Below are 26,204 nucleotides of genomic sequence, written 5' to 3' on the forward strand. Positions count from 1 at the left end.
CGACAAATTGCTGCTGTAAAGTCCTCAAATCAGAAATTCCACTTGTCGGTTGTGCTTTTAATCCCTGCACTGCCAGACAGCAAAAAAAAGCGAGACACACAAGAATTGATACATTTTTTCTCATAACTGTTCCTTATTAAAATATTTGCCGGTTTCTCCGAAAAGTCAACCGGCAAATATACCTTTTTTATTTTACTGAATAACCGTTATCTCAATAACCATCATTCTGATTCAGATTCTTATTATTCTTGATCTCGTTGGTCGGGATCGGGAATAACAGCTCCCGTTTGCTCAGAGTCGGTCCGTAAGTAAATTTATGGCCTACATAGTCATCAAACTTTCCGGTTGTCAGGTTCAGCACCTTGCGGGTACGAGCCATATCAAACCAGATCTTATTTTCAAAAGACAGTTCATGATAACGTTCTTTCCATACAGCATTACGGAACTCATCCTGTGACAAACCGCTAAGATCCTTCAGGTTTGCCCGCTGCCGCACCTGGTTCACGCAGGAATATGCATCGGCTGAAGGATTTCCGTCTGCCTCATTCTGTGCTTCGGCATACATTAATAAAACGTCTGCATAACGAAGCAACGGATAATTCAGACTACTTTTCGCCGTATTCAGATTTGCATCCATATCGAAGAACTTAAAGATATGATAAGCACCGAACTTAACAACCTCTTCCCTGTTTGCATTCGAAGTAAACTGGGTATAATAGAATTCGCCTTCCTCTGTCCGCTTATCTCCTTCTTCATAAGTATTTATAAATTCATCCAATACGACAACCGAACCAGTTTCGGTCGAGTAGTAAGAGATATCCATATTATAAGGTAAATATAGACTCTGGAACGGACTTTCTACTATTCCCGACTGATATTGGATCATAAAAAGATGTTCCCCTTTATTTTCCATTTCAATATTATGCAGATCGCCGTAAGAAGAGAACAGCTTATAACTACCGTTATCTATTACCTCCTTCGCCTTTGATGCAGCCAGCGAGTAATATTCTTTTCCCTTTTCCAACGGATAACCTGCCATTGTCAGATAGACATTCGCCAACACGGACTTAATGGTAGCCATCGTTACTTTACCACTCTCATCCACCCAGGGTAATTCTGATTTTTCAGCTTCCTTCAGATCGGAAATAATCTGGTTGTAAACTTCCTCCACAGAAGCCTGTTGCGGATATAATTCGGGAGAAGAAGCGTCTACCGGAACCAGCACTAACGGTATCGATCCGAACAGACGAACCAGGTTAAAATAATTGTATGCCCGAAGGAAATAAGCCTCACCCAGGCATTTCTTCTTTGTGCTGTTATCCATCTCGATACCGGGAATATAGGTGATGGCCAGGTTCGCATTCGCTATTGCACGGTAGGTATAGTTCCACCAACTCTTACTGTATTCGTTGTCGGAGTTATTCACTACCAGGCGGATATTATTGATGTTGACATTCTGGCTCACTTTCGTTCCGGCAAGTCCGGTCTGGAAATCGGTCATGAAATAAGGGTTACCTCCATAGTCGCCATTGGCCGAATATCTTAAATCCTGATAAATCGAATTCACTACGCTACGGGCATGTTCTGCCGTTCTGAAGTAATTCTGCTGGGTAAAGTTGGACGGATTCGATTCATCCAGAAAATCTGTACAACTGCTGCACCCCAGAACCAGTGATAATATCAATAGTGCATATTTTGTTTTCATAATTTAATCGTATTTAAAATTAAAAACTAACATTCAGTCCGATGGTAAACGTACGTGGTTTCGGATAGCCGAATACAGTTATACCCTGGGCAAAGGTTTGTGTGGCATCGGATACTTCCGGATCATAGCCGTTGTATTTCGTGATCAAGAAGAAGTTCTGTACACTACCGTAGATCCTCAGGTATTTCACATAAAACTTATTGGTCAGTTCCGAAGGGAATGTATATCCCACCACCAGGTTCTTTCCACGCAGGAACGATCCGTCTTCTATAAAATGAGAGTCGATGTTCGTTGTATATCCTGCACCGGTCGGTCTGATCTGTGCAATCATTGTATTCTGGTTTTCAGGCGTCCAGGCATTCAATACGGTCTTGTAGCTGTTGGCTATACCTGTGCGGTCTTCTGCCGAGTGTTTAGAGATGTCCATCACATCATTGCCAAACATATATTGCAGGTCGACAACCAGATCGAAGTTTTTATAACGGAACGAGTTGGAAAATGTTCCGTACCCATCAGGAATACCTTTACCGATGATCATACGGTCGAGGTCGTTGATCTGTCCGTCGTTATTGCGATCCCAAAGTTTCAGGTCGCCCGGACGAAGGTTATATTTAGCGGCTTCTGCAGCTTCGTCCGTGCTCCAGGTACCCAGGCGTTTGTAGCCGTAGAAAGAACCTACCGGTTCACCTACACGGATAATATTATTGCTGGACGACAAAATGTCCGGTCCCGGATAAATATCATCGCCACCTTCGCTCAATGCCAATACCTTGTTCTTATTGAAGGAGATATTGAAAGTCGATTCCCATGTAAAGTTCTCATTCCGGATATTCACCGTATTGATAGAAAACTCGAAACCTTTATTACTCATGCTACCGATATTCTTCGTGATAGAGGTAAAACCACTGGAAGCCGGCACCGGTGCATTCAACAACATATCCGTCGTTTTCTTATAATACACATCCATTTCCAGATTAATCCGGTTATCGAGCAAACCGATATCCAATCCTGCATTTACCTGGGAGGTCTTTTCCCATTTCAAATCCGGGTTAGCCAGTGAAGAGACTCCGATACCGGACGCTTTGGAACTACCGAACACAGTCGTGTAATTTCCTAAACTTCCCTGTGAAGCATAAGCACCTGTTTCCGAGTTACCGGTCAAACCGTAACTGGCTCTCAGTTTCATGTTGGAGATGGCCGTAACCGGTTTTAAGAATGCTTCTTCAGAAATACGCCAGGCAGCACCTACGGATGGGAAGAATGCATACCTGTTTGACTGTCCGAATTTGGAAGAACCATCCAGACGGGCTGTTGCCGTCAATAAATATTTACTTTTAAAACCATAATTCACACGCGCAAAATAAGAGTTCAAACCATAGGCGTTTGCACTGGATGCAGCCGAAGGAGAAGTACCAATTCCCAGGTTATTATACTGGAAAAAGTCATCTTCGAAACCTGTTGCAGAAGCTGTCGCCGATGAGTTATCGACATGCTGCCAGGACAGACCGACCATACCGGTCAGCGAATGCATACGGGCAAACTCTTTATTGTAAGTCAGATAGTTTTCAAACTGCCAGGAATTATTCCTGTTATTCACGACAGAAGCGCTACCATTGGGCGAAGAGATCCAGATCAACTGACGCCCACCGTAATAACCGGATTTCTGGTTAATAATATTGGCTCCTAATACAGAACGGAATTCCAGACCGGGCATTAATGTTATATTTGCATAAACATTACCCAACATTGTCTGTGTCTCCATCGTGTAGTTGCGGTCTTTGGCAACCTGCACAGGACTGTTACCACCTTCCATTCCGGGATAGTCATTATTTCCGGCAAAAGTACCGTCCTCATAACGAACAGGAAGGAAAGGCAATGCCTCTACTATCTGGCGTCCTACGGTTATACCGCCATCGCCCATAGAGTCGGTCTGGCGTTCCTGCTGGTAAGCATAGCTCAAACTACCCCCAACCTTCAACCATTTGGTCAGTTCGCTATCCACAAAGAAACGGGCGGAATAGCGTTTCAGGTAAGACTCGATAATCAGACCGTCTTCCCCCCTGAATCCGACAGACAAACCGTAGCTATCGCCACCTTTCGTATTGGATACAGATATCTGGTGAGTCTGGGAAAAGGCATTCCGTATCGTTTCATCCTGCCAATCCGTATCATACAACGGCTGGCCGTTTGAATCGAACAACCTCGGATCTGTTCTTTTCAGTTTGGGATCCTTATAACTTCCATTCTTCCATCCGTCAGGATCAAATTTCTGAGCATTGGCATAAGCCAGTTCTTCCAGTTGTAAAAATTCCGAAGCATTCAGGACATCCAGCTTTTTGGGAAGGATACCTACACCGAAGTCCGTATCATAACGGATGGTTGTTCCCATTCCTTCGCCTTTCTTGGTGGTAATCAGGATCACACCGTTGGCTCCACGTGCGCCGTAGATAGCTGTTGCAGATGCATCTTTCAAAACCTCTACCGATTTGATGTCATTCGGGTTCAGGTAGTCGATCGGAGAAGTACCGTTCGTCAATGTACTGACGTTCAATATAACACCGTCTACGACGTACAGCGGATCATTCGTCACGCTGATGGAAGAGTTACCACGGATACGGATAGAGGCGCGTCCGCCCGGACGGCCCGAGTTGGTGGAGATATTCACACCGGAAACCCTGCCCGACAAAGCCTGTCCGAAAGAAGTAACCGTACGTTGCGCCAAAGCATCTTCCTTTACAGAACCGGAGGCACCTGTCAGGTCGCTTTTCTTCATCGTACCGTACCCCACGACAACGATCTCGTCAATATTCTGAGTATCTTCCTGTAAAGTGATCTTTAGAATAGATTTGTTTCTGGTACTTATTTCCTGCGATAAGTAACCGATGTAGGAAACTACCAGCATTGCATTATCCGGCACCTCGAAAGAGAATTTCCCGTCCACATCTGTCATATTCCCGATTGTCGTGCCTTTTACCAATACGTTGGCTCCGATAACAGGTTCGCCATGGCCGTCAATAACAACACCTGAGATCCGGCGACTACCCTGCTGCTGCTGTTGTGCGATAATATTATTTTCCTTCGAGGACAAAACGATATGGTTTCCCTGAATCATATAATCGATGTTCGTATCCCGGAACAGTTCGTCCAGGACCTGGGTTACCTGTTTGTCCTTTACTTTTACGGAAACTTTACGATTCACATCTATCTGATTGTTATATACAAACAGATATTCTGTCTGTTTCTCGATTTCAGAGAAAATCTTGTTTAACTGCGTACTTGATTTACTTATGCTTACCCGCATATTTTGGGAATGTGAAGTAGAGGCAAACGAACAAAAAATACAGACCAATAATAAGAATGTAGTTATTCGCATAATTCTAAAGAGTTGTTTAAGGTTGGGACTTTTTGGGCAAAAGTATCCCTGTAAAGTATTTTTTTTCATACATTTGTGTGTTTCAAAATAATACAATTAGTTAATTGTGTTAGAAATCTCTGCCGGTTGATGCGTCACCATCAGCCGGCATTTTTATTAAAATTACTTACTATACCATAGGCTATCAGATTTAAAAGGTTATTATTTCATTAATTAATATATACCACGTGATTTTCCCGGTCACGTTGATAGGTAAAGTGAATGTTTTTCTGCAACAGGCCAAGTGCATAATCAAGACCATCCGTCTGCTTGAATTTTCCGGTATACAGATATTTCGTTACTTTCTGATTGTTCACCATAATTTTCACCCCGTAGAACTTCTCGAAATCTTCCATGACTCCCCTGAACGGTTCGTCCTGGAAACAGATCAGGCCCTCTTTCCAACGGTATCTTTCATAATTATCCATTTTTCCGGTTAGGAGCCTGCCGTTCGAACGATACACTTTATTATTGGGTTTCAACAAAACAGTTTCCAACGGATTATTATGGAGAGACACTTTGACCAAACCTTCCATCAGTACCGTTTCAAACTTATCCCTGGATGAATAAGCATCTACGTTGAACTTTGTGCCCAACACCTCTACATTACATTCTTTCGTATTTACAATAAAAGGCCTTTTGTTATCTTTCGCCACTTCAAAATAAGCCTCACCATCCAATTTCACCTGACGCTCCTTGCTGTTGAAAGAGACCGGATATTGTATGGTTGTCTGTGCATTCAGCCAGATATTACTACCGTCGGGTAACGTCAGATTGACACACTGACCTGCCGGGACAGAGATGGTCTGCATGGCGACAGGCCTGTTCGCTTCCCGGGTGATCCGGGTAAAATATCCCAGCCCGAAAGTTATAACGATCATAGCCGCTATACGAAGGAAACGCACGAAAACGGAAGGTGTCCGAAGCTGTTTCCGCTTTTCGGCATTCGACACCGGTACAGGCTCGCTGTTCAACAGAACGGCATTGTAAAGTTTCCTCTCTTTCAGAAATAGCTGCTTATTTTCCGGAACCGATTCCATCCACTGCATAATACGCTCCTTTTCTTCCAGGGTGGCAGTACCTGCAAAAAACTTATATAGTAATTCTTTCTCCATTTTTCCTGTTTCTGCCTATATAGAAATCAGGAGAAGCGAGTGCCTAGTTAGAAAGTGTTAAATATTGCATATTATAAAACAAAAAAGGAAGGAAGATATAATAATCCTTCAGATTAACACGAAGGAGGGACAAAGCTTTGGCTATATGGTATTCCACACCTTTAGAAGTCATATTCAATTCTTCGGCTATTTCTTTACGGGTTTTATTCTCGATACGGCTCATCAGAAAAATGCGCCGTGTCTGTTCGGGTAACTGCCGCAAGGTCCGGTTTACTATTTCTCTTATTTCGGCCGTGAAAAGTTCCGTAGGTTCACAGACCTTCAGTGAGGAGATCTGTACATTCAGTTCCCATTCGGCCACGGCCCGGATACGTTGGGATATATCATCCTGCAACTGTTTCCGCTTCAGATGGTTCAGACATTTATGCTTGATCAACGTCAAGATATAGGCAGGAATATTCGAATCGGGTTGCAGCATGTCGCGCATTTCCCAATAATCCATAAAGGCCTCCATTGTAAAGTCTTCCGCTATTGCCGAATCCTGTACATATGAACTGGCAAAACTGATAAAACGGCCTTTATAGCTTTCCAACAGTTCACTCAATGTCTTTATGTCTTCCGATCCACTCATTCCTTTTATCCCATAAAAAAATGTAAATATAAAACATTTTTGTGCCAAAATACATCTGTCAGGCGATTATTTACTCCCGGTCATTCTGTTTATGATTTCAAATATTAATTCTTTTTGTTAATAACTTACTTAGCATTTGTATGTTATTCTTTATATTTGCAACTTAGAACTAACAGAGACTGTTTAATATCTGTACATTAAAGCGAAGGAGTGATGAAAAGAATACTTATTCCACTGTGCCTGGTGGTAGGAAGTCATGTGGCTAGCGGGCAACGGTCGTACCAGTTTGAGGCACCGGACCGTTTGTTCATAGAAGGTAAAGAATTGTTTAGTTTAAAGAATTATCCGGGTTGCATCGATAAGCTGGAAGCTTACAAACAGCATTCGAAAGATGCAGACCTGGTCCAGGAAGCCGATTATATGATCGTATATGCGGCTTACGAACAGGGGCGTCCCAATGCCGACCAACTATTGAAAGATTACCTGGAAGACTATCCGGCATCACGTCACAGCGATGAGGTGAACTTCCTGATCGGTTCGGTTCATTTCGGACGTGGCGAATACCAGAAAGCGATTTTCTGGTTCAACGAATCGAATATCGACATGCTTAGCCCGGAACAGCAGGAAACTTACAGCTTCCGCCTGGCCTACTCGCTGTTACAAACAGGGGAGATGGATAAAGCACGCGGATATTTTTCACGTATCCAGCAGGTCGGGACACAGTATCGCGAAGCGGCTACCTATTATGTGGCCTATATCGATTACGCTACCGGCAAATATAATAACGCACTGGTCGAATTCAGCCGCCTGAAAGAAATGCCGGACTACCGCGAACAGTCGTTATATTACATCACACAGATCTATTTTATACAGAATAAATACGAAAAGGTTATCAGCGAAGGGGAAGAACTCCTCTCCTCCTATCCCAACAGCAAAAACAATAGCGAGATCTACCGTGTCTTAGGTAATTCTTACTATCACCTGGGAAATCAGGACAAGGCGATCAACATGTTAAGCAAATACGTATCGTCTACCGACAGTCCGCTGCGGGGCGACCTGTATATCCTGGGAGTTTGCTATTATAATAAAGGCAACTATAACAGTGCCGTCAACGCCTTGTCGCAAACCGTTCGTGAAGACGACGCGCTTTCACAGAATGCTTACCTCTATCTCGGACAAAGCTATCTGAAGCTGAACGACAAAAACAACGCCCGTATGGCATTCGAAGCGGCAGCCACCTCTTCGTTCGACAAACAGATCAAGGAAACGGCCATGTTCAACTACGCCCTCCTGATCCACGAAACAGCATTCACCGGATTCGGTGAATCGGTTACGATCTTCGAAGACTTCCTGAATGACTTCCCGAACTCACAATATGCAGATAAGGTAAACGATTATTTGGTGGAAGTCTACCTGACGACAAAGAATTATCAGGCTGCCCTCAACTCGATCAATAAGATCAACCGTCCGAGCACAAAGATACTGGAAGCGAAACAGGACATCCTGTTCCAGCTCGGTACACAGGCATTTACCAATATGAAACTGGATGAAGCGGTCGACCTCTTCACGCAGGCAATCAATCTGGGCAGCTATAATATGGAATCGCGCAACGACGCTTACTTCTGGCGCGGCGAATCTTACTACCGCCTGGGAGAATACCGGAATGCAATTTCCGACTACCGTACTTACCTGAACAATACCCGCCAGCGCAACACCGACATGTATGCACTGGCTCATTATAACCTGGGATACTGCTACTTCAAACTGAAAGAATACGGAGAAGCGCAAAACCGCTTCCGCCAGTATGTCGATCTGGAAAGTAACCAGAATGCTCCGGCCCTGGCAGACGCTTACAACCGTATCGGCGACTGCTTGTATCAGAACCGCCAGTTCGCACAAGCCGAAGAAAACTATTCGCGTGCCGCACAACTGCAACCCTCTGCCGGAGATTATTCAGTTTACCAGAAAGGATTCCTGCTAGGCTTGCAGAAAGATTATAAAGGAAAGATCAATATGATGGATCGCCTGATCCGCGACTATCCTGAATCACAATATGTAGACGATGCCCTTTTTGAAAAGGGACGTTCTTATGTGTTACTGGATAACAGTTCACAGGCCGCCCAGGCTTTCGAATCGTTGGTTCAACGATTCCCGCAAAGCAGTCTGGCACGTAAAGCCGGTATCCAGTTGGGTCTGCTCTACTTCAACGACAACCAACCGGAGAAAGCGGCCGAGGCCTATAAAAAGGTGATCAGCAACTATCCAGGAAGCGAAGAAGCAAGAGTTGCTCTGCAAGACTTAAAGTCGGTTTACATCGACCTGAACGATATCAACGCGTATGCCAACTACGTAAATTCGATAGGCGGCAACGTCCGCCTGGAAGTGGGCGAACAGGATTCGCTGACTTATATCGCAGCCGAGAAACTGTTTAACCGCGGCAACAACGAAGAAGCACGTCGCAGCCTGATCAACTATCTGCAGACATTCCCGGAAGGAGCTTTCAGTTCGAATGCCAACTATTACCTGGGAAGTATCGCTTTTGCCAAGAAAGAATATGACGAAGCCCTGCAACGCTTCAAAGCGGTTATCGATAACGGCGATACGAAATTCCTCGAAGAATCGGTGGCACGTACGGCAGAAATGCAGTATCTCACCCAGAACTTCGCTACGGCACTGGAAACCTTCAAACGCTTGCAACTTATCGCAGAGAATCCGGAAAACAAACAGGCAGCCCGTCTGGGTATCATGCGTTGCGCTCTGCAAACCGGACAGCAGGAAGAAGCACAACTCGCTGCCAACGAACTACTGAAAGATCCGAAACTGTCTCCTGAAGTAGAAGCCGAAGCGCGCTATATCCGTGCCAAGGCATATATAGACCATAAGCAACCGGGCAAAGCGCTTGAAGACCTGAAGGTTCTTAGCAAAGATACTCGTACGGTTCACGGTGCCGAAGCCAAATATCTGTTGGCTCAGTACTTCTATGACACCAAAGACGACAAGAATGCCGAAAAGGTTCTGGAAGATTTTGCTAAGAACGGTACGCCTCACCAGTATTGGTTGGCACGTGGCTTTATCCTGTGGGCTGATATTTATATCCGCCAGGGAGACGACCTTCAGGCTCGTGCTTATTTGAACAACCTGAAGAATAACTATAAGGGAGACGACGAAATTGCCGGCATGATAGAGGATAGATTAGGTAAACTAAAGCAATAATTGAATACAATGAAGACTATATATAATGTAAAAACACTGTGTGTCGTTGCCCTGTTGGGAACAGCAGCCACAGTCAATGCACAGGAAGATACTTCGAAGAAACAGAATCTGGACCGGGAAATGACGCTCGAACGCGAATACGATCCTTCGGTACAGGACGCAAGTAAAGTCAACACCCTACCGGTCATCAAGGAGCCGACAGTGAAAAAGATGCCGATCGACTATGCCAACTTTACAGTGCCAGCCGACCCGGCGAAAGAGATCAGTCTGCTTCCTTCGGGCAGCATCATGACGGATATTCAATACAACAAACGCCGTGGTTATTTCAACTTCGGCGCCGGTACGTATCTGAACCTGAATGGCGACCTGGGATATCACATCCTCAGCACCGACAAAGATCAGTTGAATATCTGGTTCTCTCACCGCTCTACTAACGGCAAGGTGAAATACCTGCAGATAGATGAAAAGGTAAAAGCGAAGCTGAACGATAATATGGGAGGTCTTAATTTCAAGCATGTATTCCCGAGAGCATTCCTCGATATGGGTATCAAATACGGCTATTCTGCTTTCAACTACTACGGACTGCCGGTCAATGGCGCTTCCGCTTTACCAACAGAAGAGCTACTGGAAAAAGCAGACAGGACAACCAGTCAGGTAGACCAGACAATTCAGGGAAAGATCGGTGTCGGGTCGGTAGACGGAGCACCCTTTGGCTATTATATCGGAGTAGATTACACCAACTTTTCCTATAAGTACGGTCTTGGTATAGACAATGACGGCCCTACCGAACATACAGTAATACTAAACTTCGACTTCAATGCTCCTTTCAATGGGAATCAGAAAATAGGTCTGGCCGGTAGAGTCGAATATTTCAATTATTCTTCACCGGATGATAAAAAGATTGCTCCGGGAATAATTACTCCCGGCAAGTTCTACTCCTATGACTTAGACAACTATACGAGTGCCGTATTAAATCCATACTATAAAATAGAAGGAGATAGCTGGAATGTCAAATTAGGTGCAAAGGTGATGATCGTAGCCGGATTGGATGATGATTCAGGTAATACATTTACTGCTTCACCGGATATCGCTGCCGACGTTGAAGTAGCAGAAAAGACAGTTCTATATGCAGTGGCGGGTGGCGACCTTCACTCCAACAGTATGTATGACATATCGCGAATCAACCGTTATGCCGATCCCAGCGAATCGGTCAATCCTTCACGGGAGTGGCTGGATGCCAAATTAGGTATCAAAAGCGGCATAGCTCCGGGCTTCTGGTTCGATATTTTCGGCGGCTACAAAATAATAAGCGACGATTATTTCTTTAACACTTACAACAATTTTTACGAGAATGACTTTGGCAATATCTGCACCATAAGAGACGGTATCGACACCAAACAGCTTTATGTGGGAGCCAATCTGAAATATAGTTTCCAGCAATTAGTCGACATCCAGCTGAAAGGAGTTTACAATAATTGGAAAATGGAGTTGGGAGACGACTATATACCCGGAGGCAAGATCGATCCGATCGGCAAACCGAAAATGGAACTGAATGCAGGTGTCACTGTCCGTCCAATCAAAAACCTTTCAGCCTCTTTGGATTACTATCTGGCAACAGGTAGAAAAGCTGAAGTATACGGTATAACGCAAGATATGGACAACATCAACGAACTGAACCTGACAGGTGCTTACAACTTCAACGACACCTTCGGCCTGTATCTGAAACTAAACAACGTACTGTTCCAGAAATACGAACTCTACTACGGCTACCCGTTGCAGAAGTTCAGTGCGATGATCGGAGTGAATATCAATTTCTAATCCAATAGAAAGAAACATAACAGAGAGGAGAATCCGCTATCGGGTTCTCCTTTTTTATTCCTACTTTTGCACCCAAATAAGACAAACATGCAAGGAACAAAGAACCTGACACAAGGCCCCATCCGGCGACAGCTATTCAATCTGGCACTGCCGATTATGGGAACATCTTTCATACAGATGGCTTACAGTATCACCGATATGGCCTGGGTAGGACGTCTGGGTAGTGAAGCTGTTGCCGCCATCGGTGCCGTAGGTATTCTGACCTGGATGACCAACTCTATCTCCTTACTCAACAAAGTAGGTTCGGAAGTGAGCGTTGGACAAAGTATCGGGGCTGGGAACGAGGAAGATGCACGAAGTTATTCTTCCCATAACCTGACTATCGCCCTGATCATTTCCATCTGTTGGGGGTTGCTTCTTTTTGTGTTTGCCAATCCTGTTATCGGAGTCTATAAACTGGAAGCTCCCATCGCAGCAAGTGCGGTTGAGTATCTGCGGATCATATCTACCGCCTTCCCTTTCATCTTTTTGTCAGCCGCTTTCACGGGTATCCACAATGCAGCCGGATTAAGTAAAATCCCGTTCTACATCAGTGGAACAGGACTTATCATAAATATGATACTCGACCCGGTATTCATCTTTGTGTTCAACATGGGGACTGCCGGAGCAGCCTGGGCCACCTGGCTGTCGCAAGCTACAGTTTGCGCCCTGTTCATCTATCAATTGAAATGGAGAAGCAGGTTATTGGGAGGTTTCACCTTCTTTGTCAAACTAAAGAAGAGTTATTCAAAAAGGATTCTGCAACTAGGCTTACCGGTTGCCATGCTAAACACATTATTTGCCATTATCAACATATTCATGGCACGCACGGCATCTACCTACGGCGGACATATAGGGTTAATGACACTCACGGCCGGAGGACAGATAGAAGCCATCGCCTGGAATACCTCCCAGGGATTCAGTACGGCACTTAGCGCATTTGTTGCTCAAAACTATGCAGCTTCCGAGAAGAACAGAGTGTTGGAGGCCTATCACACGACATTGAAGATGACAACCGTGTTCGGTATTCTTTGTACTTTACTGTTCGTATTCTACGGCAGTGAGGTATTCTCGCTCATCGTCCCCCAGAAAGAGGCCTATGAAGCCGGAGGCATTTTCCTCAGGATAGATGGTTATTCGATGTTATTCATGATGCTTGAAATAACGATGCAAGGGTTATTCTACGGTACAGGCCGTACGGTTCCTCCCGCCATTATCAGCATAACATTCAACTCGCTACGTATCCCGATGGCAATTGCCTTATCAGCCATGGGATTAGGTATTGTCGGAGTTTGGTGGGCCATCAGTATTTCCAGCATGCTGAAAGGGGTTGTAGCTTTTATCTGGTTCCGGGCGTTGCAGAAGAAAATATTGAAGTGAAAATATGTTTATCTCCTCCTTAGCTTCCGGTAGATATATTTTACACCCAGCCATACTCCTGTAAAGGAGAGAAGAGCTCCCCCCAGGCATAGCGTCCACAGGGCGATAGTCCACAAAGTATGTCTTTCTACCAGCCAGCGGATATCCAGATAATGAAAAGCGCTGAACAGCCATTTCTTTACCCTCCGGTTGGTGTTGAGGTATTTATGATTTCCGGTAGTCGGATCGATATAATAAACACTACGGTCGTAATTGTCGACGTCTACTTTATAGACGGGTAATGGACGGGTATTATCAATAGAAAGATAATATTCGTCATAACGATCGATCATAGAGATATGGAAAGCCACATCGTCGCCATGCATCTTCCTGATGGCACGAGCGATCGTTTCTTCCGACAAGAATAAGTTCGTGACTTCCGGCAAAGAGGCATCGATCATCAGGTTTTGATTTCCAGCAATAATATCATAGACAGGAAGATCACCATAGTAAGTCCACTCTACCTGTTTCAAATCCGGATAAGCTTTTTTGAGTTGTCTGTAATCCAGTTTATAGTTATTCAAAGGGAAAGTTTTTCCGCGGAGTTTTTCCGGACTAACACTGTAATCTCCCTCTATATTAATAATCCAACGAGGTATTCTTTGCAAAGAAAGAGCACCACTCAATCCCCAGGTAACTATGAATATACCGAGAATCAATCCCAGTATATGATGCCAGCGATACCAGCGTTTACGATATGGAATTTCTAATGTCCTTTTCTGCTTATATCTTCTGTAAATGGCTGTAATACCGACATATAAACCTGTCAATCCGGCCAGCATACCTATGATTCCGGCAACAGTCAGCGTATTTGTCCAAGCATCGGTATTCTGGCGTAGGAAAGGGATATAAAAAGTATGAGGAATATATCCTACCCAGGCCCAGAAACGTTGGATAGAAGAGGTAAACTGAAGCACTTCCCCGGAACGGGCAGCTATATAAAGCTGATGCTTATCTTTATCATCAAAATAGAATTTATAAACAGGCATTTCCCGCACATAACGGCTATACATGATCCATTGTTCGCGCTTATGAAGCGTATCTACTTTCAATATGGGAGCATTTACCCAATCCCGGGCAACCTGCACGATATAATCGAATGTAACCGGTTTAACGGGTTGTAAGGTGTCAGTACAAAAAGTATACGTACTATCGTTTGTCGCCACTGAGAACAATGTCTGTCCCTGAAACTGGCGGACGTTTATTTTCCGGATCTTACTGCCATCCGGGATCTGTCCCAGATAGTCAGCAATATCAGGCAATGAAGAAGGGAGCATTTCCATTTTCTCATATTGAACGGTTTTATCCACCCGGGGAAAACTATGATAGACCAACACTAACCCGGAAATAAACCACATCAGGAAAAACAAAGCTATAATAGTCCCTGCAATCCGATGTAAACCAAACAAGAAATGAGCACCCTTCTTCATTATAATTATCTATTTATTATTTTGCGTCGGCATTATCCATTAATGTAATACGGTCGAATCCGTAACCTTCAGCAATTGTCAGACCTTTTGTCATCTCACCGGTCTTAATATCATATATATATATGCAAGGTTTTGTTGTTTCAGGATTTACACCGATATAAGCTTTGTCGCCGTCAACCAGAGAACGCTGTGAGAAGTTTCCGCTGCTAAAAGGCAAATGTTTACCTTCATACTGGAACTCAGTTCTTTCATCGGTTGTAAGATCCAGAGTTGCATAATAACAGTTGTAGGCAGCCCCCCAGCCTGTTGCTCCGGTATAATCCGGATCCATGATGTAAAGAAGAGCTTTACCTGTTGTCAGATAGCTGGCAGTGATTATTTTACCTTTACTGTAATCATGTCCTAAATAAGATTTATCAAAATCCAAATCACCTTTCTTGATACGGAGTAAGCGACCATATTGCTGAGTTGTGCTCGGTGCACCCTCGATAACATTATTACATGCCAGATACAGGTTTTCGTTTTCATCAAAGAACATCTTATCCTGCAGCAATTCGCCATAAGCCGTACCGGCCATCATTTCAGCTCGATCTTCTTTCACTTCTTTTTCAACTGTCATATCTTTTGCATTGATAAAAGCAGCGTAGAAGTTTTTAGTTTCTTTCTTATGCTGGTAGAAATAGATAATCTTATCATCTGATTTTCTATATTTTGCTAAACCGGAAGTACTGAACTTATCACCTTGCGGAGCTTCCAGAGCTAGTTCACCTTCGCCCAAAATACTCATATCCGTTGCATTCAGTTTAGTCCAGATCACTTTATCTGCTGCACCATTAGCAGCCATGATAACCAATGTATTATCATCGATCCAGGCATGAGTATAACGACGGTCTTTAAAGACATTCTTAACAAAAATCTGTTGAGCAACCGTTTCCAACTTATTTCCTACAATCTGATATTTTGCAAAACGATCTGCAGAGACAGGAACCTGATAATAGTATTTGCCTTTGTAGATTGTTTCTTCTTTTATAGTAGCCGTAACATCCACACCATCATTCTTAAAGTCGATAGTAGGTTGTTCAGTCAAAGAATCTACGCTTTTTACCAGGACAGCATCAGTAGACCCCATACCGCCAGTAGCACCAACTGTTACCCAAAGGTCAAAGTGAGTGGTAGAAGCCGGTGTTTCCGGTTCTTCAGGTTCTTCAGGATTCTCAGGTTTTTCGGGATCAATTTCCGGATCATCATCCGAACAAGCATTAAAAGATAAACTAAATAAAACTGCGGCAAATGCGCAGGCAAATAATTGAAACTTTTTCATTTATATATACATTTAATTAATGAATAGCCTAAATTTACAGAAGAACGAACGCCCCGGCTTCTGGAGCATATAGTTATCATATAATGTATCATCAAAAAGGTTATTACACTCTAGTGAGATATTATACCGTTCCTTATTCCATGAATAAGAAAGAGTCGCTGTATGCAGATGCTGTGTCGGGATTTTCGATTTACTATCTAATACCCCAAACCCTTCCCAAGTCAGGAAAAACCAATGCACATACTGATAATGATATCCCAGACGCAACTTGCTGTTTTTCTGGAACAGATCGCGTAAAGTGACATTCAGTTCCGCATTACTGAAGAGCCATGGACGATTCGGTACTTTATTATTATAGGAGATAGACGGCTTTCCATCTGTTTTATATTCCTGTTTATCACGGGCATCCTGATAACTGCAATTGACTATTGCTTGCAGATAATCTTTCCAAGTATAACGAACTTCTCCCTCTACCCCTTTGATATCAACACTCGACACATTCTCATATTGCATCATTCCTTCTGCTTCAGAGATGACAGCATGAATATAGTCTTCCACATTTCTATAAAATCCGTTTGCTTCATAATATAAAAGATGACCGGATGCCAGACGAACTGTTCCATAGGTACCCAGATTGACATTATTACTGCTCTCCGGATTCAATTTAACATTCGGATAGATAGTTGTACCGTTACCGAGTAATTCGCGAGCCAAGGGAAGTCGTACACTGTGCTCGTAGGAAGCTTTCAATGATAATTCTTCCCAAAAAGAGTAACGTGTGCCAAGACCGTAACCTATATTATTTTTCGTAGAAGAAGAAGGCATACTGTTAGAACCGGTAATCCAGTATAAATCTTGTTGTTGGATATCCAAATGGTTGATATAATCTTTTACAAAGAATGTGTTATCCATCTTCCCATTAAAAAACGACTGATTGTATGACAGACCTAAAATGTGTTTTGCCAATATGTCATTCGATGGTTCAAATTCGGTATCGATCTCGTCATAACGGTCATTACCTGTACGGCTTAACAAATAATTCAAGTTCAGAGAATGATTGTTGTTAAAGCGGTAATCTAAGTTGGTACGGATAATGGTCAGCGGACGTTTATAATGACGTAACGAACGGTCACGTCCGGTAATTTCGTTTCGTGAACTATTGATGTAATCTCCATTCCAGTCATATTTACGAAATGCAGTATCGACTGTCAGTGAATGATCCCAGGTATGCGAAAGAGAGGCATTTAGTTTTAAATCTTTGATCAAAAAATCCTGTTTCAGGTAACGAGCTGAAATATTCCAGGCATCCACCTTTCTTTCTGCCATACCATATACTTTACTTTGGATAGAACCGGTCTGCAAATCCTTATTTACTTTAGAATAAGAACCTGAAATAAAGAATGCATCCGCCCAGGATTTATTGACAAACCCGACTTCCAATTGTCCCAGAAAAGAGAAATAATCATCATGAAAACGTTTACGGTCTACCAAAACAAAATCACGTGCACTTTCATCCCACACTTCAACATCCTTCATCTTATAGTCATTCTTCGAATAATTGACTCCGATAGTCGGTCTGATGATCAAATCAGTCTTTGAATCTACAAATTGTGCATTCAAATCAGCCTTGTGCGTATGAAAAGAACCGATACCATATGAAACATCCAGGTAATTCTTCTTCACCTCGTTAGTAATAATGTTGATCGCGCCCCCCAACGCATCTGCTCCCAGGCTGGCAGGTACCACTCCTTTATAAATTTCGATCCGGTCGATGATATTGACAGGCAGGTTAGCTAGTGAAACACCGCTACCTTTGGCGTCCAAAGGCATTCCGTCGATAAAATAACGAACGGAGTTACCCGACATTCCGTTAATAGACAAGTCAAAGTCTGAACCGACTCCACCTTCTTCCCGGATCTTAATGCCGGTTGTACGGTTCACCATTTCATTCAGATTCTTCAGAGTATTGATCTGTGGTTTTACATCCAACGCGTTGACAGAAAAAGCACTTTCTTTTACCTGTTGGGTTTTCGTTTTACCGTACACTTCAACCGAATTCAGGGTTATGGAATTTTCTTCCATCGTGAAATTCATTGTCGTATTCTTACGGATATCGACAACGGTCTTTATAGTGTTGTAACCTAACAGGGTAATTATAAGGGTACGTTTGCCGGGAGTTACCGACAGTGAATAACGTCCCCGATCGTCAGTATATGTTCCCGAAGTCGTATTTTCTATAGCGACAGTTGCCAACGGAAGCGGTGTTCCATCCTTTTCCTTCACTTCGCCGGATAAAATCACTTTATTCTGTGCCACCAGACTGGCAGGGAACAAACAAATTAATAACAGAAGTACATGTATGAAACCTCTCATTTCACTAAATTCATTAATTGTTTTTTTACATGCTTTCGATGAAAGAAACAATAGAACACATGAACAGGCAGAACCTCCGGTAAAGTAGATGAATGTTCTTTCTCATATGTTTTTAGCCTTATCTCCCGAAAGCTTTAAACTTGTTATCTTGGCAGGTCTTCTGACTTACTCCATCTTTGAACGTCCTTCCCATTCATTGCGAACAGTGGATTGAGTCGTGCTCAAAGACTTTGGCGGAGCTTACAGCAGCGGGTCTGTTCAGGATTTACACCTGATTCCCTTTTCATCACTTTTCCGTGGAATTGGAAGCGTGACACCAAAATCGGTTACAAAGGTACAGATTATTTTGAAACAATAGTGTATTTTTTATAATTGATCAAAGATTTGTGTAAATAGAACAAACTATTCTTTACTTTTGTCTGCAGAATATAATTACATAGCAAACATAAAAAATATGAGCAATTCATTCAAGCCTGCAACTTTGTGTGTGCAAGGTGGCTGGCAACCGAAAAAGGGAGAACCGCGTGTACTCCCTATCTATCAGAGTACTACATTCAAGTATGAAACCAGCGAACAGATGGCTAAATTGTTCGACCTGGAAGAGAGCGGTTATTTTTATACTCGTCTGCAGAATCCGACCAACGATGCCGTAGCATCCAAAATTGCTGCTTTGGAAGGTGGCGTTGCCGCCATGTTGACTTCATCAGGACAGGCTGCCAATTTCTTTGCCTGTTTCAATATTTGCGAAGCCGGCGATCATATTGTAAGTGCAACCGGTATCTATGGAGGTACATACAACTTGTTGTCCGTTACACTGAAAAAGCTGGGTATCGAATGCACTTTCATCGATCAGGATGCCAGCGAAGAAGAGATCAGTAAGGCTTTCCGTCCGAATACAAAGTTATTGTTCGGCGAAACGATCTCCAATCCGGGAGTAATGGTATTGGATATCGAAAAGTTTGCCCGTATCGCCCACACCCACGGAGTTCCTTTGATCGTCGACAACACATTTGCCACACCGATAAACTGCCGCCCGTTCGAATGGGGTGCTGATATCGTAACACATTCTACTACCAAATACATGGACGGACACGCTACCGCAGTCGGTGGTTGTATCGTCGATAGCGGAAACTTCGACTGGGAAGCGCAAGCCGACAAATACCCGGGTCTTTGCCAGCCGGACGAATCTTATCACGGACTGACTTATACAAAGACTTTCGGTAAAGCGGCCTATATTACCAAAGCGACCAGTCAGCTAATGCGTGACCTGGGGTCTATCCAGTCTCCACAGAATGCGTTCCTGCTGAATTTGGGTTTGGAAACATTGCATTTACGTATGCCACAGCATTGTAAAAATGCATTAGCTGTTGCTAAATGGTTACAGAACTGCGATAAGGTTGCTTGGGTGAACTATCCGGATCTGGAAGGGAATAAGTATTATGACCTGACAAAGAAATATCTGCCGAACGGCTCGTGTGGTGTATTATCATTCGGCCTGAAAGGTGGCCGCGAGGTCGCTATCAAGTTTATGGATAGCCTGAAACTGGCTGCTATCGTTACTCACGTAGCAGACGCCCGTACTTGTGTGCTTCACCCGGCTAGCCATACACACCGCCAGCTGACCGACGAACAGTTGAAGGAAGCAGGTATTGCTCCAGACCTGATCCGCTTCTCTGTCGGCATCGAGTGTGCGGACGATATTATTGCGGATATCGAGCAGGCGTTGAAGCAATAAGAATTATTAGTTCATATAAGATAACCGTATTATATGAAAGATGCTTTCCGTCAGGAATCGTCTTCTATGTAATACGGTTTTTCTATTAAACATAATAGACTCTACTTCTTGGAGCTCTTTAAAAACAAAACCCCATCGACAAATAAATATCGATGGGGTTGTTTTTTGTCCATTTTCTCCCTTCACAGGGATACTCACGGATGAACTTTATTTTATTTTTATTACTAAAATTCAGCTTCCAATCTGTTCGCCTTCACAGGCTACTCACCCTTCCCCGAAGGGAAGAGTCGAGAAGCTATTTTGTATTTAATTATTCTTTAGTTATTATTTAACGATTGCTTTAACAGCAGCTTCGCCTTCAACAGCTACTACAACTACACCAGCAGGAGCAGCGATTGTAGCATCGTCAGAAGAAAGAACTGTGTTAGCGATTGTCTGACCAAGAACGTTAGCGATAGTAACTTTCTTACCAGCAGCGCCCTTGATAGTTACTGTACCGTTACCAGCAATTACACTTACAGTGTTAGTTGTGATATCTTCAGTATCAGTAGCGATTTCATCGTTAACAACGTGTTTAACATTGAAGATCAATGCGTCATCACCACCTGTTTTGATATCATCGAAGCTAGATTCGCTTTCTTTAGATAATACCAAGCAACCATTCTGCATCTTCAACCAAGCTGCTTTCTTAGGAGCAATAGCAGGTTCATTAACAGCAGCCATTGATTCAAACAAGAATGATCTATCTGCTTCAACTTCGTTTGCGGCAACCTTAGTATCCATGAAACGCATAGACCAAGTTACTAACTTATGGTTATCACCATTCAGATAATGGATGTACTTCTTGCCTGCAGGCTGTTTTGCATCAGCAGCTTTGATCGCTGCAAAGTTTACTTTGTTGTTAGCAATACCAGCGAACTCATCTTTCAGAATATATAGAGTATCCTGAACACGGATAGCATCTACGAAACCTGCACGAGTGTAACCTTTCCACTTGTAATCATCATTATTTGTAGCATAAGCAACAGAGTCTGCAAAGTTTACAAGATATTTACCTCTTTCAAATCCAGGAATTGCAGGAGCTGCGTGAACACAATGTTCAGCATCTGTAATATTACCATTTGCATCTACGTGAGGACCAGCTTCAGGACAAGCCTGTCCAGGAATAGCTGCCTGATCGCGACGTTCGATAGAAATCAAATATTGAGGTTTGATGTAACCCTGACCACGATTTACCCAAGCAGTATCAACAATGAATGACAATCCTGAAGGAGCTTTATCACTTGTATAAATACCTAAGAAATCAATACCTTTAACTGTGAAGTTATCATTACCTTCAATCTGAAGATATTCATTACGATAATTTTCATAGAATCTCAATGTATCAGTAGCATCACCAGCATTACCTTCAAGTGTTGCTGAATTAAAGCGTCTGTAAAGAGGAGTATTGTCCTGATCAATAGCAAAAGAAGATGTTCTTGATTCGTTCAACACTTGAACTTTCAAAATAGCAGCCAAATCATCATCTGTTACACCTGCTTTGTGTGTACCTACAGCATTATCATTTGCTTTTACAATTGCATAATAGTCAGAAGCATCAACATGATTGTTTTCTTTGAAATAGAAGCTATCAACCGGAGCAGTAAATGCACCAATTGCATATCTCTGTTCAGCAGCTTCACCCAAATACTGGCCATTCAAAGCTACTTTATAAGAAGTTCTGTAAAGTTGAGCCAAACCAATTCTTTCTTTAGCAACTTTATCAACTGTATAACCATAAGCATATTGTCCACCTTCATTCAAATTGAAAGCTGTTTTTCCTTCCAATACAGTAAGAACTGAATCTTTTGCAGGTTTTGCAATAAACTTATCAGTTGCATATGGGTGCAGATAATTAAATGTATAAACATTCAAATTATATTTAGCATCCGGAATACTCTTATAACCCAGAGTTGAGTCGCTATAAGCTTCAGGATATTTAACTGCATCTACTTTTTCAAATGTCAATGAGTCAACAGCAGTACCAAATAAAGCAGCAGCAGTTGCATATACACTAGATCCTTCAGCTGCACTCAACTGAGTTTCCACAGTGCTTGCATTAAACTCACGGTTCGTGATAACAACAGGAGAAGTTGCACTAACTTTGTCACCTGTATTCTTTTTCAACACAACCCACTGGTAAGCAGGCATGTGAGCCGGCATTTGTTCGGACTCCTTAACTGTTGTCCAAGCAATTGTTCCATTAAGGTGGATAGGAGCAGCTAAATACTGACCTTTTGAATTCTTGATGAAATAAAGACCATCAGCTACAGAAGTTTTACCATTAGCTACAAGATTACAACCTTCATAACCTAACTTAACATCCGATTCTTTCTTATCAGCAATAGTTATGATACGTACTTTACCTGCGATAAGATCCTGAACAGTAACATAGTTCTTTGCTGTTGTAGCAAGGTTTGTCAAATCAGCTGTAGTAATATTAGCAGGAGTAGCCAGAGCAGTATTCCATGTATCTGTTCCTTCAGGTTTTCTAACTACAGACTTAACCTGAATAACCAAGCTGTCAATTGAAGGGAAGTAGGTAAATGCAAACTTATATTGATCCTTCAAATCAGAAGCTTCAATTGTAGTTGCATCTGCATCAACTTCAACAGTTTCGCCAGTCTTAATAACTTTATTTATCCAATTAAAAGCTAAGAACTTGCTACCACTTGCGTTGGTATAAGCTGTATCAACACGTAAGTATTTTTTATCAGCATTTTTTACAAATACGAAATTAGCATCTGCTGAAGTTTCAGCTGTAAACTTACCATTTGTAAATGGATTAGGAACAGGAAGCTTTTCGCCCATTTCATCAGGTGTGAATGTCAACTTAACACCTTTATCAGCAGCCTGAACACCTAAAATTGTATTGATTTCATTAGCACTCAATGCGATTGCATCAGCAGTCTGAAGAGTAAACAAAGTCAATTTTGCACCAGTTGTAGCATCTGCTGCTGCATCATTTGCGCCTAATTTCATCAAACGAACAGCGTCATTTGTACCATCTTTAACAAGGCCAATTACAGAGTCTGCTTTAAAATAAGAGTAAAGAGTTCCAGGAGTCAAACCTGTTACATACTGAGTTGAGAAAGCCCATCCTGAAATTTCTCCACCAACATAAGTAGAATCAGTAGTTGCAGTTTCTTTAGCTAAAGTAACCAAAGAAGTTCCATCATACTGAATGTCTAATCTCTGTCCAGTGAATTTGTTTGTAAAATCATAGATAGGAGCTTTACCTAATCCTTGCTCAGTAACTTCAACACACCAAAGTGTACTAGCTAAGTTTGCAGAAGTAACAGCAGTTTCAAGCTTCAAAGCGCCAGTATTAGTCATTGACAAATAAGCACCATTAGCTTCCAATTGATACAACTTCTTACCATAATCTGTAGGCAAAGCTGTAACATCAGTTCCTGCTGAAGCAGACATTGCACTCAAAAGCGCAGCACCTGCCAAAAAAGTAGAAAACTTTTTGTTCATAATCAAAAATTTAATATTAATACTAAGTAATTCTAAGTTCTATTTAATATAAAGCCAACTCTCATCTATATTGGCTTGCTTGTACGATCGTCAAATACTTCAGCAAAAGTAAGCAATAGTTTTTTATCCGCAATTATTTTCACTTATTTTTTTTCTCTGTCATACCCTTTCTTATCAATTGAATAGCTTAGTTTGTACAAAAGCATAGGGTTCTATCACAAACCGCGATTCTACAAGTCTCTTATTTCAGACCGGCTTTTCGCTTTTACATTGAATTCGCTTACTACAACAAGGAAAGAGAGAGGTTTGCAAATAGAGACGAAAGATTGCTTATATATAATGTACGCATACATTAATATAATACAAGAAAATACTTGGTTTAGTATGCCACCAATCTCCTACAGTAAGAAATTCTTCGCCACCCTATACACCCATTGCATCGACAAACGGTGCCATACGGAAGAAGGCATTTCTTCCATTAGCAAATCTTCGCGGAACTCGCGCAGGATCAGCCAATCTGCCTGTTTCACCCAATGACGAAAAGAGGGGTTCGGCTGGTGAGTTTCGGATAGATGCAATAAGGCATCCAGATCGAAACGATCTGCAATCACTCCGGCTCCCGACAGAGAGGCATCGTAAGCATTGCATGCCTGCTCGATATGGGTAGGCACCATCAATACCGGCTTGTTCAGATACATCGCCTCGCAAACAGACTCGAAGCCGGCTGTCGTTGCATAGGCTTTCGCTCCTGCCATGTACTTAACGAAACGAATATCGTTCAGTTGATGAAAAGAAAGGGTATCGTCTACTTTGGTCATTTCTTTAGCTCCTCTTTTATCCCAGAAAATATGCATCGGGACATCAGGATGTTCTGCGTGCCAAGCCTTTACTTCTTCACTAAAGCCACTATTCAACAGATACCCATGCAGATAATTTCCTTTACGCGAAGTCCTGTTCATCACTTCTTTGCGTAGCAGGGGAGGAACTACCACGATCTTATCATTCGGAACTTCCCGCATCTTCCGGAAAGACAAAGCCAGCTTCTTTGTTGCACCGATAGCCGTCACACGGGTAAAGAATTTCAACAGAGATAAAGAGACTGCATTCAATTTCGGGAAAGAAAAATCGGGATGCAGGAAAAGGTATTGGTGGGCGACACAGATCATAACGACCTTCGGACGGGCAAAGAGATAAGTCAGTCCCGTCAGCAACTCATAGAAATTGACTACCACATCGGCTCCGGTCTCTTTGATCATCCGGTCGATATAACGGATACTACCTAGATATTTATGTAAACGCAACAGATTATAGCCGATACTTCCCAACAAGTTTACCTGCTTGTTCTTTGCCGTAGGCAGGAAGTTCAGACTTTCAAAATCGTAGAGCGGCGCATCGATCTTCTCCGTAAAGAATTCCGGGATACGGCGGGCCGGACTTTTCCCCACCAGTACACCGACTATCTGATGTCCCTCATCCGTCAGTTTCTGACGAAGAGATAAAGCCTGGGTTAGATGTCCCCGCCCCTCTCCCTGTATGATAAATAGTATCTTCATATTACTTCTGCGTATAATATGTTTCTTGAAACGATTTCCTCATCAGGCTCGTATTCAGCCTTATTGTAAGTAACAATACTCCATTCGCCTTGCTCGTTTTCAACCAGGGCTGTCATACTCTCCACCCAATCACCGGAATTGAGATAGTGCACATTGTTATACCGGACATTGGCAGCCTGATGGATATGTCCGCAGATAATACCGTCCAGTTTCCTGGATAAAGCGAGCTTCACCAGCTCCTTTTCGAAGTCGGAGATGTAAGAGACAGCACTTTTTACCCGGTGCTTTACATGTTGGGAAAGGGAAAAATAGGGCTTACCCTGTTTTTCCCGGTTCCTGTTATAGATTTTATTCAGCCATAACAGGAAGGTATATCCTATATCCCCCAGCATAGCAAGCCAGCGCATGTTGGTGGTCACAGTATCAAAGATATCGCCGTGAGTCACCAGGTAACGCTTCCCGTGACTGTTCAGCAGATAATCTTTGACGATAGAGATATTGGAAAACCGGAACGGGACCAGTTTATCCAGGAAATCATCGTGATTACCACGTACATAAATGATCCTTGTTCCTTTCTTCTCCATCATCTTCATGAGGACTTTGAAGAAGTCGGTCTGCGCCTGCTTCCATCGCTTGCCTGACTTCTGGAGTTGCCAGCCATCGATGATGTCGCCGTTCAGGATCAGGCGGTCGCAGTCGATATGCTTAAGGAAATTGGTTACTTCTTTTGTCTTTGAGTGCTCGGAACCCAAATGAATGTCAGAAAGCACAACGGTCGGATAATATTTTCTCAGTTTCATACGTAAGAGATTTACACTGTACAAAAGAACCTGTTTACTATTACAGGGATGCAACAACCGTGTGAAGATACTTTTTCTTTTTCCGTTGCAAATGATTACATTTGTTCCCTCAAATTAAAAC

14 protein-coding genes and 1 riboswitch are annotated in these 26,204 nt (G+C 42.7%); of the genes, 4 read left to right on the forward strand and 10 right to left on the reverse strand.

What is annotated here, in order from left to right; translation table 11 throughout:
- Positions 1-211 precede the first annotated feature (211 nt).
- The 4 genes from QZ076_RS06495 to QZ076_RS06510 form a co-directional block, all read right to left on the reverse strand.
- Positions 212-1,705 carry a RagB/SusD family nutrient uptake outer membrane protein gene (locus tag QZ076_RS06495; protein WP_293711458.1) on the reverse strand — a complete coding sequence of 498 codons (1,494 nt, stop codon included), beginning with the start codon at positions 1,703-1,705 and terminating at the stop codon, positions 212-214.
- 19 nt (positions 1,706-1,724) lie between these two features.
- Positions 1,725-5,006 (reverse strand): SusC/RagA family TonB-linked outer membrane protein, encoded by a 3,282-nt coding sequence (locus QZ076_RS06500; RefSeq protein ID WP_293711461.1) that lies wholly within the window; start codon positions 5,004-5,006, stop codon positions 1,725-1,727.
- 281 nt (positions 5,007-5,287) lie between these two features.
- Positions 5,288-6,232 carry a FecR family protein gene (locus tag QZ076_RS06505; protein ID WP_293711464.1) on the reverse strand — a complete coding sequence of 315 codons (945 nt, stop codon included), beginning with the start codon at positions 6,230-6,232 and terminating at the stop codon, positions 5,288-5,290.
- 43 nt (positions 6,233-6,275) lie between these two features.
- Positions 6,276-6,863 carry an RNA polymerase sigma-70 factor gene (locus tag QZ076_RS06510; RefSeq protein WP_293711467.1) on the reverse strand — a complete coding sequence of 196 codons (588 nt, stop codon included), beginning with the start codon at positions 6,861-6,863 and terminating at the stop codon, positions 6,276-6,278.
- 213 nt (positions 6,864-7,076) lie between these two features.
- Between QZ076_RS06510 and QZ076_RS06515 the strand changes: the two genes are divergently transcribed.
- The 3 genes from QZ076_RS06515 (at position 7,077) to QZ076_RS06525 (ending at position 13,313) form a co-directional block, all read left to right on the forward strand.
- A complete protein-coding gene (locus QZ076_RS06515) occupies positions 7,077-10,076 on the forward strand; it encodes a tetratricopeptide repeat protein (RefSeq protein ID WP_293711470.1) in 3,000 nt (999 codons plus the stop codon).
- A gap of 9 nt (positions 10,077-10,085) precedes the next feature.
- The gene (locus QZ076_RS06520) at positions 10,086-11,894 is read left to right on the forward strand and encodes a TonB-dependent receptor (RefSeq protein ID WP_293711473.1); all 1,809 of its coding nucleotides are present in this window, start codon (positions 10,086-10,088) and stop codon (positions 11,892-11,894) included.
- An 87-nt stretch (positions 11,895-11,981) separates the two neighbouring features.
- Entirely contained in the window at positions 11,982-13,313 is a 1,332-nt protein-coding gene (locus tag QZ076_RS06525; protein ID WP_293711476.1) for an MATE family efflux transporter, read from the forward strand.
- 8 nt (positions 13,314-13,321) lie between these two features.
- On the opposite strand, the gene QZ076_RS06530 is transcribed toward QZ076_RS06525, so the two are convergent.
- Genes QZ076_RS06530 through QZ076_RS06540 form a run of 3 tightly spaced genes read right to left on the reverse strand, consistent with a single transcriptional unit; the run spans position 13,322 to position 18,476 of the window.
- Complete coding sequence (locus QZ076_RS06530) at positions 13,322-14,782, reverse strand: PepSY domain-containing protein (protein ID WP_293711478.1); 1,461 nt, start codon at positions 14,780-14,782, stop codon at positions 13,322-13,324.
- 16 nt (positions 14,783-14,798) lie between these two features.
- Complete coding sequence (locus QZ076_RS06535) at positions 14,799-16,103, reverse strand: hypothetical protein (RefSeq protein WP_293711480.1); 1,305 nt, start codon at positions 16,101-16,103, stop codon at positions 14,799-14,801.
- A gap of 12 nt (positions 16,104-16,115) precedes the next feature.
- Positions 16,116-18,476 (reverse strand): TonB-dependent receptor, encoded by a 2,361-nt coding sequence (locus tag QZ076_RS06540; protein WP_293711482.1) that lies wholly within the window; start codon positions 18,474-18,476, stop codon positions 16,116-16,118.
- A gap of 132 nt (positions 18,477-18,608) precedes the next feature.
- Positions 18,609-18,812: riboswitch (cobalamin riboswitch) on the reverse strand.
- Positions 18,813-18,930: 118 nt separating this feature from the next.
- On the opposite strand from QZ076_RS06540, the gene QZ076_RS06545 reads away from it, so the two are divergent.
- Positions 18,931-20,211, forward strand: coding sequence for an O-acetylhomoserine aminocarboxypropyltransferase/cysteine synthase family protein (locus QZ076_RS06545; RefSeq protein ID WP_293711484.1), 1,281 nt, complete (start codon positions 18,931-18,933; stop codon positions 20,209-20,211).
- Between the two features lie 324 nt (positions 20,212-20,535).
- On the opposite strand, the gene QZ076_RS06550 is transcribed toward QZ076_RS06545, so the two are convergent.
- The 3 genes from QZ076_RS06550 to QZ076_RS06560 all read right to left on the reverse strand — a co-directional run bounded on the left by QZ076_RS06550 (position 20,536) and on the right by QZ076_RS06560 (position 26,083).
- Positions 20,536-23,730 carry a DUF6383 domain-containing protein gene (locus tag QZ076_RS06550; RefSeq protein WP_293711486.1) on the reverse strand — a complete coding sequence of 1,065 codons (3,195 nt, stop codon included), beginning with the start codon at positions 23,728-23,730 and terminating at the stop codon, positions 20,536-20,538.
- Between the two features lie 398 nt (positions 23,731-24,128).
- Positions 24,129-25,283, reverse strand: coding sequence for a glycosyltransferase family protein (locus QZ076_RS06555; protein ID WP_293711489.1), 1,155 nt, complete (start codon positions 25,281-25,283; stop codon positions 24,129-24,131).
- Positions 25,280-26,083: a UDP-2,3-diacylglucosamine diphosphatase gene (locus QZ076_RS06560; protein WP_293711492.1), complete on the reverse strand. Its 804-nt coding sequence runs from the start codon at positions 26,081-26,083 to the stop codon at positions 25,280-25,282. Before QZ076_RS06560 ends, QZ076_RS06555 begins: the two co-directional genes overlap by 4 nt.
- Positions 26,084-26,204 lie beyond the last annotated feature (121 nt).

It is taken from the genome of uncultured Parabacteroides sp., from assembly GCF_905196875.1.
Lineage (GTDB): Bacteria > Bacteroidota > Bacteroidia > Bacteroidales > Tannerellaceae > Parabacteroides.